This is a genomic window from Undibacterium sp. 14-3-2 (assembly GCF_016595265.1).
Taxonomy (GTDB): domain Bacteria; phylum Pseudomonadota; class Gammaproteobacteria; order Burkholderiales; family Burkholderiaceae_D; genus Undibacterium; species Undibacterium aquatile.
Window position 1 is genome coordinate 436799 of the sequence record NZ_JAENGS010000002.1, and the last position, 12843, is coordinate 449641.

A 12843-nucleotide genomic window follows, 5' to 3' on the forward strand; every position below is an offset into this window, starting at 1 on the left:
CAGAACTCATTTTGCGGCAATCTGACGTTGTTCAGTAATGACCTGCACCCCCGCCTGCAATTCCGGCGCACTGACTTCTGTCATTTTGCCGTCGCTGATGCCGCGCGTCACCGCAATCGCGACCGGCGCATTGTCACGTAATATCCATATCTGCTGCACTTTTTTGCCATTCGCCGATTCTGTGGCCGACTTCCGCGCTGCCTGACCAGGCGGGCGTGGCATCAGACTCGTCATCAGACCGCTCTTACCCGGCGCCGCAGCTGTGCCGCCGTGCGATGGAGTGAAACGTAAAGCCGTGTTCGGTACGATCAACACATCGTTTCTTTCCTTCGCAGTGATCGTGGCCGACGCCGTCATTCCGGGACGCAGACTAAGATCGCTGTTATCCACATCCAGATAGGTGATGTACGTCACCACATTGTCGGTAATCGTAGAGCCATACGCGACGCGGGTAATCGTGGCCGGATACTGGCGATTTGCATAAGCGCTGACGGTAAAACTGGATTTCTGCCCGAGCTGCACGGCACCGACATCGGCCTCGTCGACATTCACCTGCAAACGCAAATGCGTCAAATCTTCTGCTATCGTAAATAAGGTGACAGCTTGCAGTGATGCCGCCACCGCATTCCCGGGATCAACCGAGCGCGTCAGTATCACGCCGTCGATAGGTGAGCGGATAGAGGCGCGCGCTAAGTTGGTTTCATCGGTCGATAAGCTTGCCTTCGCGCTGAGCACATTCGCATCTGCACTGAGAACCGTGGCTTTCGCCCTATCCAGCGTCGCAGCAGCGGTGTCGAGTTCGGCTTTCGATGGGACTTTGCCGCCGGATAAACGGGCTACTTCCTGCAAACGATCGAAATTCGCCTGCGACTCTTTAACCGTCGCATTGGCCTGTGCCAAAGCGGCTCTGGCGGCATCCAGCGCCGCCCGCGAACGGACAATCTGATCGTTTAACTTGGCAGTATCAAGCTCCACCAGCACCTGCCCTTTTTTGACTTTGTCATTCACATCGACCAGTACACGGCTGACTGTACCGGACAATTCACTGCCTATGCTGACCGAGCGTGTCGGTTGCAGAGTACCATTCGCCATCACGGATAAGGTCAGGTTGCCACGTGCCAGCGGCGTGGTAACAAACACGGGCGCGGCCTGATTCGCCTGATTTTTACTCCAGAAAAACCAGGCTGCCAGCAGCACAGTCGTCAGCACAACAATCAGCCAAAACGCAGGCCGGCGCCACCAGACGCGGGCATGCGGGTCGTCAAGCAAATTGAGCGCTTCCGCTCCGGTTTTCGTCGTCATCACGGGAGGTGTAGTCATCATTTTTTCAGTTTAATTACTGTTCTGGTTAGCTCTGGTTACGGCTGTCGCGCGTGCTGCCGGATTCATCCTGATCGGCCTGCCAGCCGCCGCCCAGCGCTTTATACAGGCGCACGTAATCTGCGGCCAGATCGTTGCTGGTACTGGCCACGGCATCCTGCGCGCTATACAAAGTACGCTGTGTTTCAAGGATGGTCTGGAAATCGATGAGACCGCTGGCAAAGCGTTGACGAGCCAACAAAGCTGCATTGTTGGCAGCATCGGCAGCGTTGCGCAGACGTTGCAGACGTTCCCTGTCGTTCTTCAGTGCGACCAGCGCATTTTCCACATCTTGTAAGGCCGTCAGCACAGCGGCTTTATACGTGAGCTGCGTCTGCTCAAGTGCGGCCTGCTGCGCCTGCAACTGCGCCCGGTTCGCACCACCATCCAACACTGGTAACGAAACACTCGCCAATACGCTGCTGAGCAAAGTGCCACTGCCGCCAAGCGCACCGACCGTCAGCGCGCGCAGACCGAGAGAGCCACTCAGATTAAAGCTGGGATAATTCGCGACGTCGGCCTGCCGCACCCGCGCCAGCGCGGCATTGATCTGATGTTCAGCCGCGCGGATATCGGGGCGTTGGCGCAAAGTTTCCGCAGGCAGGCTCAGCGCCAGATTGTCGTCGGCCTGAGGAATATTGGCAGTGCTCATCATGTCGCCAGTCTTCGCAGCGCGGCTCTGCAGTTGTTGACGCAGAGATTCAGGTGTCTGCCCACACAACACCTCGAGGCTGTGCAGATTCTGCGCTTCCGTGGTTTCCAGTAACGGAATTTGTGCCTGCGCCTGTTCGCTGGCGGCGCGCCCCTGTTCACCTTCAAGCGAGGTCAACAAGCCTGCCTGTACGCGCCAATTCGTAATTTGCAAAGTCTCAGCCTGACTCGCGACGTTCGCCCTCGCGATTGCCAGACGAACCTGAGTCGTCCGCAATTGTATGTAGTTCACCGCGACTTCAGCAGCAACGGATATCTGCACGTCGCCCAGACTGGCGGCACTGGCGCGGGCAGTTGCTTCACTAGCAGCCAGTGCCTGATGGTTAGCACCAAAAACATCTGGCTCCCAGCTGGCATCAAATCCCGTCGAGAACGAATTTGCAGGCGCGATATCGCCCGCTTTACTGCGCTGCCCCGAAGCAGAGGCATTGATTTTGGGAGATAAAGCCGCCGCACTGACATCACGCAAAGCACGCGCCTGACGTAAAGCCGCTTGTGCGCTCTGAACACTGGTGTTGGCTTGCAGTGATTGTGAGATCAGCTGATTTAACAGCGGATCCTGAAAGCGCTGCCACCAGACGGAGATATCGGTGTGCGGCACACTCGCCGATGGCACAGTGCCTTTTGCACTGACAACCCGCATGCCATCAGACCACGCGGCAGGAACCTCAACGCCGGTGATCGTGCTTGTCGATGGCGGTGCGCCGGAAGAGACGCATGCAGCCAGAGGTGACAGCAGGAACAGCAGGCAAATTTTGCGCTTCATAGCATTTTTCTTGTGTTTCATTAAGCCATCAAACCTGATAGTAATTTCAGCACAAATTGTAGCGCTACGTCGGCGTTCACAAAGCGATACGTGTGTATCGCTTTGTGACGGATTATTGCTTCTGATCAGACAAACGCCATTATTCAGATGCAATCACGGGCGGATCATCAGAGATGATGGAAGGCACAGAAAAATACTAATGACGCTTCACATTCGCAAACGCCTCACCTTTTTTCCAGACCGGCATCGCTTTTGCATTCGCGACCTCATATCCGAGGTTCAACGTAAACTGTGCCTGCTGCACCATACCACTTAAATCCCATTGCACATGATATATATCGCGTTCGGTGTGATAGTCCGCTTTGAAACTCTTCATCTGTTCTTTCAGCGCCTGTTCTGGCTGTTTCGCAAAATGGAAATGCCCATCACCGGAAAAAACGGCCGAACCAACATTGAATGCAGGCACGCCTGCCCGCGCAAAATTGAAATGATCTGCGCGGAAATACGCGCCACCCAGATCGGGTACCGCCGGCGCGAGTTGCAAATGCATTTGCGCGGCGACTTTTGCCGCACTTTCGTACAAACTGCTGCGTTCGCTGCCGGCCACGCCGATATCATGTGTGGCTGCAACAAAATTCATGCTGTCGAGATTCAGGTCGGCGGCCGTTTTCGCCAACGGCCAAGGTGGATTGCTGACGTAACTCTGGCTGCCCAGTAAATACTGTTCTTCTGCACAAGGCCATAAAAATATCTGCGTGCGTTTTGCCGGTTGTCTGACTGCAGCCTGTGCCATTGCCAGCAAGGCTGCGCTGCCAGAAGCGTTATCCACCGCACCGTTCCAGATATGGGTTTTGCCATCAGCAGTTTTTTCCATGCCAAGATGATCCCAGTGCGCAGAATAAATCACGGCCTCTGTCGCCAGTTTGGGATCGGTTCCAGGCACCATCCCCAGCACATTAAACTGCTCGACCTGTCTTACCTGATTCTGTATATTGACCTGAGCCTTGATGTGCAAATCAACAGGTTTGAAATCACGCTGTTCGGCGCTCGCACGCAAGCGATCAAGATCAAAACCGGCGGCGGCAAACAAAGTGCGAGCGTTTTCTTCCTGTAACCAACCCTCGACTGCATTTCCCATTCCCGGCAAACTGAAGCGTTCGTGGCTGAAACTGGTTTGCGGCACATTCCATCCATAACTGGCCGATGGCGTGGTGTGGATCAGCAAGACACCTGCGGCTCCCTGCCTCATCGCTTCTTCAAACTTGTATGTCCAGCGACCGTAATACGTCAGCGCCTCACCGGCAAAGCGCTGCGGTTCTTCTTTCGTCGGATGGGGATCATTCACCATCATGATGAGCAGCTTGCCTTTGACATCAATGCCCTTAAAATCATCCCATTGTTCTTCCGGTGCGCGGATACCGTAGCCAACAAATACCACGGGCGTATCCAGTGCAACTTTCTCCTTGCCACCGGAAGAGCCGAACACGATCTCGCTGCCCAGCGTCGGCGTTATCGTACGACCGTTTGTCTGAAAACTGATGCGACTCTCAGGCAGCGTTTGGCTACCGATAATCCGCACTGACTGCCGATAACCAACTACCGCCGCCGACTTCAGCGGCTGTAAGCCAATAATGGCGGCCTGGGTTTCGAGATAACGAACCGCCAGATCACCACCGCGCTGTCCGGTGCCACGCCCTTCCAACAGATCATCGGCGAGAAAAGAAAGATGTGAGCGCAGCACAGGCTCGCTGATCACGTTAGCAGGTGTCGCTGTCTGCGCACTCACATTGAAAGTAGTCAGTCCGAGTAAGGCCAGCGTTACGGCATAAGAAAAAATAGTCATATCAGGATAGGGAGGAAGTAAAAATTTGGGTGCACTGCTGTGTGTAAAACACCATTTCACAGAGTATATTTCGTACCACTAAGTGGATGTGGGAAAATGAACGATGGCCGCTTGCGGCTGCGCTCTGTTCCGCCATTCGCGCGCGAGTAAGGAATAGCATCGCAGATCGACATAGCGATCGTCCTTGCGTTCACATTCGCGCAAAATTCCTTCGAGTTGAAAGCCGAGTTTTTCAATCAGCTTCCAGCTTGCCGGATTATCGGGTTCGACCATCGATTGCATGCGATGCAGACTGAGTTTCGTAAAACAGTAATCGAGCATGGCCGACAGACATTCAAGCATCACGCCTTTACCCCAGTGTTCAGGAAAAATCCAGAATCCGGCTTCGGCGCAATGATCATCCTGTTCCCACTCATTGATACCGCAAGTGCCGATCAAATGCTGCGGTTCGTCGCGACGGCAGATGCCCCACCAGATTCCGGTGCCGGTTTCGTAAATCAATTCAAACCAATCGAGTTGCGCCTGCGTTAATTCCAGCGTCTCATAACTGATACCGTAATACTCGGTGACACGCGGATCAGACATGCCGCGAAAAATGTGGGGCAGGTCAGCCGCCACAATTTGCCTTAGCAAAAACTGCTGTGTCTGAATCAAAGGGAACGGGGATTTTTCTGACATAATTAAAATTATTAATCCACATTTAACATACGGCAACAAAGTTGCTTCATTTAAAACCAGAAACCGGATATTTCCTAGATATTCTGTTGCATAATCGGGCACTCTATTTTTTCAGGAGTTTTTATGAGTATGGCGATGATCGTCTTCTTCAAGGCGTTGCTGGTGGTGCCTATCACTTTATTGCCAATTTTAAATCCGATTGCGATTGCGCCTATCTTTCTGTCGATGACAGGGCCGATAGAACCGGAAATCGCTAACCGGCTGGCGAAACGCATTGCGATCAATTGTTTTTTCCTGCTGATGGGCGCGATTTTTATTGGCTCGTATGTGCTGGATTTTTTCGGCATTTCGCTGCCTATCGTGCGCGTTGCCGGTGGCATCGTGGTCGGTATGGCCGGCTGGAAATTACTGAATGACCAGAGTCAGGATAAATTGCTGAATTCGGTTGCCGCCTCGCACGGCGGACAATGGAGCCGCGAAGAATTACGCCGCCGCAGTTTTTACCCTTTCAGCTTTCCATTAACCGTCGGCCCCGGCACGATTGCAGCATCCGTCACACTGGGTACGCAAATGCCGCACAAGCCTATCGACTGGCTGCTGACCAGTATCGCCTCTGCGATGGGCGTGTTACTGACAACCATTGTGGTGTATCTGTGTTATCGCTTTGCGCGGAATATGGAACGTTTCCTCGGCGATATCGGCGCCACGGTACTCATGCGATTATCCGCGTTTATTCTGGTCTGTATCGGTATTGAAATCGGCTGGGCAGGTGTATCCGATCTGATTGCGGATGTACGTCTGCGCTGATTCTTCAGGCGACATCTATTTTATTGATTCTCCGCATGGCAGGCACACGCTTCGCCATGCGCTGCTGCCACCAGCTCGTGCAAGATACCGCACTCTTTTCCATGATGTCGGTCGTCACAACGCGCACGTAACTGACTGAGTTGCTTCTCCAGCGCCCGCATGCTTTTCAACCTGGCTTTGAGGCGTGTAATCTGCTGATCGATGAGCAGATTAATATCGCCACAATCTTCCGCCGGACTTGCGATGAAGGCCACCAGCCTGCGCACATCGGCCAGCGGAATATCCAGCGCCCGGCAATGACGGATAAACGACAGCCGCTCCAGATGCTCGCCGGTGTAGCTGCGGTAACCGTTTTCCTCTCGCTCTGGCGCCGGTAACAAGCCTTGTTTTTCGTAATACCGGATGGTTTCCAGATCCACTCCCGTCGCTCTCGCCAGTTCACTGATACGCATTTTTTCACTCACGCTGAATGATGATGGATTGATGAAGATGTATTCATGATTAATTAATACTCCCCCGGGTATATAAAAAGCCCCTTTGTTTCTGCTGAGAATAAGGCGATTTTTCTAAAAACAGGGGGGAGTATATGAATATTTGCCTGTATTGACGTCTTTTCTGATGCTGCTTTTAAGTCGCTGCCACCATGTTTTCCGGGCAATATCCCTATCGGAACAAGTGCGGAAAAATATCCTCAAAAAAATTCTTGACCCCGTAGCCACTCCAGAGTCTACACTAAACATAAATGAAAACATCAGGATGTGATATGGCAGAGAAAATTGCTTGTTGTGGCCACGACCACACACCGGAAAAATCCGCTCAGCCAGAGCCGCATGCACACGCGCACGCCCATGAAGGCAAGCAAAGTGAGTGCGGGCATGGGCATGAAAAATGTACAGCAGCGGCGGAATCAGTAGCAGCACAAGAACCTCAGCCAGATCTGCCGGAGGATGCGCAACGTCTGCGTTTGCATATCGCACAGATGGATTGCCCGACCGAAGAAGCGCTGATCCGTCGTTCGCTGTCAGGCTTGCCTGATGTATTGCGACTGGATTTTGATTTACTGAACCGGATTCTGACCGTCCATCACCGCCAGCAAAATATTGCCGATATTCACAGCAAACTGAAAGCCGTCGGCATGTCCGGCACGCAGCTGGATGTCGGGCAATCACATGCGGCGCTGACTGAAAAACCGTCACGCAGCCAATACTGGAAAATGGCGCTGGGCGGAATCGCCGCTTTCAGTGCCGAAGTCATCGCCTGGATCAGCGGCAAAGAAAACTCTGTAATGATAGGCGTACTGGCACTGTTTGCGATACTGATCTGCGGCATCCCTACCCTGAAAAAAGGCTGGATCGCGCTGCGCCATTTCACCCTCAACATTCATCTGCTGATGACGGCGGCTGTGGCCGGTGCAATCGCCATCGGTCAGTGGCCGGAAGCAGCGATGGTGATTTTTCTGTTCGCCGTCGCAGAAATGATAGAAGCAGCCAGCCTGATTCATGCCCGCAATGCGATCAGCAGTTTGCTGGAACAAGCGCCAGAAACGGCACAGGTGCAGCAGGCCGATGGCAGCTGGCTGGCAGTCAGTACCCGTGACATCGCCATCGGCGCATTGGTGCAGTGTCGTCCGGGTGACAGAATTGCGCTGGATGGGATCATTGAATCCGGACAATCGAGCGTCAATCAGGCAGCCATCACCGGCGAAAGCATGCCGGTCGACAAACAGCAAGGCGACGTCGTTTATGCCGGCACGCTGAATCAATCCGGCACTTTGCAGATACGCGTTTCGGCTCCGGCGAACGCGAGCATGCTGGCACGCATTGCCCATTCGGTACAGGAAGCACAAAGCCAGCGCGCGCCGACGCAAAGTTTCGTTGATCGCTTTGCCGCCATCTACACACCAGTGGTGTTTGTGCTGGCCTTGCTGACAGCGATCCTGCCGCCGCTGTTTCTACAACAAGACTGGCATGAAAGCTTGTATCGGGCGTTGGTGCTGCTGGTGATTGCCTGCCCTTGTGCGCTGGTGATCTCAACTCCCGTCACTGTCGTCAGTGGCCTGGCGCTGGCTGCGCGCCACGGTATCGTCGTCAAAGGCGGGCTGTTTCTGGAGCAAGGCAAACTGCTGAAATCACTGGCCTTCGACAAGACCGGCACGCTCACGGAAGGAAAACCTGGCGTCAATCTGATACGCAGTGTCAGTGATCTGGATGAGAAAGAAATTCTGCGGCTCGCCGCCAGTCTGGATGCAGGTTCCAGCCATCCGCTGGCAATGGCGCTCACCGCTGCCTGCAACGAAGCATTATCCGGCGTCACGAATGCCCAGTTATACGAAGTACAGCGTGGCCGCGGTGTCAGCGGCGAAATCGATGGCCAGCGCTGCTACCTCGGCAACCGCGCGATGCTTGAGGCACTGAGCATCGTTGCACCTGGCGTTGGCTGGCAAAATCTGGATGCGCAAGTGCAGGCGCTCGAACAACAGGGAAATACCGTGATTTTTCTGTGCCGCCAACAGCAATTGCTCGGATTGATTGCAATCTCAGATCAGGTTCGGGCAAGCAGTCAGGCGGCGATTGCCGAGTTACACGCACTTGGCGTTACCACCCTGATGCTGACCGGAGACAATGCCGCGACCGCACAGGCAATTGCGGCACAAACCGGCATCAGCGATGTACGCAGCCAGTTGCTGCCGGAAGATAAACTCGATGTGATCAGAACTCTGCGTGCACAAGGCGTCACTGGCATGACTGGCGACGGTATTAACGACGCACCGGCCATCGCCACGGCGCATATAGGATTTGCGATGGCCGCCGGCAGCGACACCGCATTAGAAACCGCAGACGTCGCTTTAATGCAGAATGATTTACGCAAATTGCCGGAATTCATCCGTATTTCGCACAAAACCAGTCAGGTTTTATGGCAAAACATCGGCTTTGCACTGGCAGTCAAACTGATATTTTTTGCACTCGCGCTGAGCGGACATGCGAGTTTATGGATGGCGGTCTTTGCCGACACCGGCACCAGCCTGCTGGTGGTGCTCAATGGTGTGCGGCTATCCCGTTATGCAGGTAAAGATGTCTGAGCTGTCTCGCCGACTGGCTCATTGAGTATCAATGCGTGCTCAACCTGATCGGATTCGTCACCGATGCGGCTTTGCCAGGCACGCATAAAGTAATTTTTCTCTGTCGGCGTTGGCGTTTCGTGCCAGATCACCATCAGGGTTCCTTTGTGGTCATGGATTTTTGCCAGCTTGGTAATGCAGGCAGTATTACGGTCGATGTCCGCCAGCCCCATCGCATAGCCGTAGACACGGCTCAGACGCTCGATCCGGTCTGGTTCGGTTTCGCTGTTCGTTGCAGAAATTTTTGGGTGATCCAGATACATATGCAGTCTCCATCAGGGTAGTCTTCATTTGATTCTATCTGAAGCCGGATAGCGCGGCTACGCTTTTCCCTCCGGCAGTCCGCCCCGCACGACAGTTTGCCGCAAAAACCATTGACGACATGGTATTTGCATGACGAGTGACGACTAACTTGCCTGTTGCAACAACGGTAGATTACTGACCAGCAAATCACTCATATCGCGCCGGTTCAGCGGATGGTAGAAATAATATCCCTGAAAGAAATCACAGCCGACCTGCTTCAGGAAACTTTCCTGGTCTTCGTTTTCTACACCTTCCGCGACTGTTTTACAGGACAAAATCTCTGCCAGTGAAATGATCGCTTTGATGATCATTTCACTCTTGGGGTTGTAGCCTATCTGGGCGACAAATGAGCGATCAATTTTGACCGTATGTGCAGGGAAATGACTGAGCTTGGACAATGAGGAATAACCCGTGCCGAAATCATCAATCGCAATACTGAAGCCACGCTTTTTGAGTGCATTCAAATGCTGAATCGATATTGCCTCGTTCGCGATCAGACCTGTTTCTGTGATTTCCAACTCCAGATAACGGGTTTCGATCCGGTAGTGCTGGCAACGCTCTTCAATCAGTTCAATCAGATCGGTACGGGCAAGATCAATCACTGACAGGTTCAGCGCGACCACCGGGCTTTCGCCATGGGTATCCAGCCATAAGCGGATTTGTGCGCACACCGCGTCGAGGACAAAATCGCTGATATGGTGTATCAGACCCGAATGTTCGGCCACCGGAATAAACTCTGCCGGAGAGACTCTGCCCAGGCTCGCTGAATCCCAGCGCAACAGCGCCTCAACGCCTGCGAGCTTGCCTTGATGGCAAATCTTGGGCTGATACATCAAATGAAATTCGTTGTGTTTGAGGCCACTGATAATACCGACCTCAATTTCAATATTCCGCCGGATTTCCTGGGCTTCAGCGTCATCAAACAAGCTGGTGCTCTGGTCACTCGATTTCCGGGCGGCATCTAGCGCCATTTCACTGCGGCGGATCAGATCGTCCGGCTCGCTTTCGCCGTTGCGCAGCAGAGCAATTCCGGCAGAGAACTGCACCTGCAGCATTTCGCCATTAATCTCGATTTCCTTCGGCATTTTTTCGCGGATCTGCTCAACAAACAGCACCACATCGCCCGGCGTCTGGAAGCGTTCGAGTACAAACGAAAATACGATGCTCCGCAACCGTGTGCAAAAACTGTTTTCCGGCAGAACAGCACCTAGTTCGTCCGCAAAGCGCCGCAATAAGGTATCGCCGGCAGGTGCGCCAAATTGCTGGTTGGCGTGACGTATGCTGTTGAGCCGGAACGATACCAGTGCCGTCACATGAATCCCGTCCTGATTCGCCAGCACAGAAGTCAGATGCTGGCGCAACATGTCCCGGTTAGGAAGATTGGTCAGCAAATCATGACTACTCAGGTAATCTTCACGTTCAATACTGAGTTGCAGTGCATTGTGCATTGCGTAAAAAGATGAAACATCGCTCAGCGCAACAATAAATTCGCCGGTTGAAGTCTGCGAAATATTGTTCATCACAACCATTTTCCCGTCGCGGGTCTGGTACGCGGACAGGCGCAGTTCATCTGTATCCTGACCGTATTTGTCTTGCAAGCGAACACTATTTTCCATCAACAACCAACTGAACAGATCGCGAGATTGCTCGCCGTGCAAGTGCCGGCCAAGTAAGGTGTTTGCCTGATTGTTCGCTTGTAATATTTGTCCGGCAGGATCTGTCAGTATCAATGCGGTTCCCGCATTTTCGAAAATTTCCTGATATTGCGCATGACTTAACTTCAGCGCCTTGCTGGCGCGGGTGAACTGGGTCAGCGTCGAATCAAGCTCATGCAACACCCGGAACACGGCGAGAGGCAGGCAAAAATTGAAAAACAGAAAAATTAATGCATGTACATCTGTCTGCACACTTGACAGAGAAACCTGCAGATCGAGCCAGCCGTATTGATCAGGCCGGGAAATCAGAAATAAAAACGGGAAAATATTAAAGAACATCAGCCACAAAGCCAGCCTCAGTCCCAGAAATAATCGGGCAATCAGGGGCGCGGCATAGACCAGAATATAACCGAGCGCGGCGATCTGATGATCCTGAATGAGAGTGACAACCGCCAGGGTGACGCCGTAAATATTCAGAATCAGCAAACCTGCACTGGCTCTGACGGAACGGGTGGAATAATAAATGGCAACTGACTTGATCACATACAACAGACCGACCGCCCAAATGACTTTGTAGTTACCGCTGGCGAAAGCGGACGCGGAAGTGTGTACGGCTATCCAGATTTCGAGCAAAAAGCCCGAAACCAGAATGATGCGTAATGCGCTCAGTTTCCAGGCGGCGTTTTCAGCGGGCGTGAGAGCATTCTCATTTGGGAACAGCCAGCGAAACATCATCGTCAACAATCTGGAAAGTAAGGATAAATCAAGAAAAATGAAAATAAATTTTCAAGCGCAAACAGTGATTTTCTCATAATCCAAACTTACTCAACAGCAACTGTTACAATTATTTCACAAAAGAAACACATTGACCTTGCTGTCGCCTTGCGCTTTCCACTTAATTGACATTAGACGACTGGTCTATTAGAATCCATTCCATGCAAAAATATGAAGAACGTCCACATACCTATCAAGATACCCGCGAGCGCATTCTGGCGACTGGCGAGCAATTGATACTGGGTCGGGGTTTCAGCGCTTTGGGATTAAGTGAAATTCTGGCAGTTGCGGCCGTACCGAAAGGCTCGTTCTATCATTATTTTCAATCGAAAGAAGGTTTTGGCGTTGCGATGCTGGAACGCTACTTCACCGACTATCAGCAGCGGCTGACATCGCAGTTCTCTGATCAGAGTCATTCAGCACGTGAGCGCTTGCTGAGGTATTTCGCCAGTTGGCAAGAAACCGCAGAAAATGGCGGATGTCATAAATTTTGTCTCGCAGTCAAGCTGGCGGCAGAGGTATCCGATTTATCGGAACCGATGCGTGCTGTGCTGTCGGTCGGCATGCGCGGCATCTGCGCGCAGATTGCCGACACGATACGGCTGGCGCAGGCAGAAGGCAGTGTCTCTGCTGCACTCAATGCAGAGGAGTCTGCCACATCCTTGTATAGCATGTGGGTGGGTGCTTCATTACTGGCGAAAGTGCATCACGAGTTACAACCGCTGACACAGGCAATGAAACAAACTGAACTTCTGCTGCCAGCAACAAGGTAATGCAGACATTAGTAGAACTTACGCAAAACTGCCCCAGCGGCGTTATGGCTCATGGC

Annotated in this window: 10 protein-coding genes; 3 read left to right on the top strand and 7 right to left on the bottom strand. The window is 52.8% G+C overall.

Annotated features, from left to right (window positions below; translation table 11 throughout):
- Positions 1-6: 6 nt before the first annotated feature.
- From Undi14_RS06460 to Undi14_RS06475, 4 genes are all read right to left on the bottom strand, one after another.
- Positions 7-1323: an efflux RND transporter periplasmic adaptor subunit gene (locus Undi14_RS06460; protein ID WP_234030447.1), complete on the bottom strand. Its 1317-nt coding sequence runs from the start codon at positions 1321-1323 to the stop codon at positions 7-9.
- A 25-nt stretch (positions 1324-1348) separates the two neighbouring features.
- The gene (locus tag Undi14_RS06465) at positions 1349-2836 is read right to left on the bottom strand and encodes an efflux transporter outer membrane subunit (RefSeq protein WP_200178766.1); all 1488 of its coding nucleotides are present in this window, start codon (positions 2834-2836) and stop codon (positions 1349-1351) included.
- 196 nt (positions 2837-3032) lie between these two features.
- On the bottom strand, positions 3033-4679 hold the full coding sequence (locus Undi14_RS06470) for a M28 family peptidase (RefSeq protein WP_200178768.1): 1647 nt from the start codon (positions 4677-4679) through the stop codon (positions 3033-3035).
- Between the two features lie 78 nt (positions 4680-4757).
- Positions 4758-5357, bottom strand: a complete 600-nt coding sequence (locus Undi14_RS06475) for a GNAT family N-acetyltransferase (RefSeq protein WP_200178770.1) — start codon at positions 5355-5357, stop codon at positions 4758-4760.
- Between the two features lie 123 nt (positions 5358-5480).
- On the opposite strand from Undi14_RS06475, the gene Undi14_RS06480 reads away from it, so the two are divergent.
- Positions 5481-6164, top strand: a complete 684-nt coding sequence (locus Undi14_RS06480) for a MarC family protein (RefSeq protein WP_234030448.1) — start codon at positions 5481-5483, stop codon at positions 6162-6164.
- Positions 6165-6184: 20 nt separating this feature from the next.
- On the opposite strand, the gene cadR is transcribed toward Undi14_RS06480, so the two are convergent.
- Positions 6185-6616 (bottom strand): Cd(II)/Pb(II)-responsive transcriptional regulator, encoded by a 432-nt coding sequence (gene cadR, locus Undi14_RS06485; protein ID WP_200178772.1) that lies wholly within the window; start codon positions 6614-6616, stop codon positions 6185-6187.
- Between the two features lie 311 nt (positions 6617-6927).
- Between cadR and Undi14_RS06490 the strand changes: the two genes are divergently transcribed.
- Positions 6928-9243 carry a cation-translocating P-type ATPase gene (locus Undi14_RS06490; protein ID WP_200178773.1) on the top strand — a complete coding sequence of 772 codons (2316 nt, stop codon included), beginning with the start codon at positions 6928-6930 and terminating at the stop codon, positions 9241-9243.
- On the opposite strand, the gene Undi14_RS06495 is transcribed toward Undi14_RS06490, so the two are convergent.
- Positions 9222-9545 (bottom strand): hypothetical protein, encoded by a 324-nt coding sequence (locus Undi14_RS06495; RefSeq protein ID WP_186882985.1) that lies wholly within the window; start codon positions 9543-9545, stop codon positions 9222-9224. The two genes, Undi14_RS06490 and Undi14_RS06495, sit on opposite strands and share 22 nt — an antisense overlap.
- Positions 9546-9689: 144 nt before the next feature.
- Positions 9690-11975 carry a bifunctional diguanylate cyclase/phosphodiesterase gene (locus Undi14_RS06500; protein WP_200178775.1) on the bottom strand — a complete coding sequence of 762 codons (2286 nt, stop codon included), beginning with the start codon at positions 11973-11975 and terminating at the stop codon, positions 9690-9692.
- Between the two features lie 200 nt (positions 11976-12175).
- Between Undi14_RS06500 and Undi14_RS06505 the strand changes: the two genes are divergently transcribed.
- Positions 12176-12787: a TetR/AcrR family transcriptional regulator gene (locus Undi14_RS06505; RefSeq protein WP_200178777.1), complete on the top strand. Its 612-nt coding sequence runs from the start codon at positions 12176-12178 to the stop codon at positions 12785-12787.
- Positions 12788-12843 lie beyond the last annotated feature (56 nt).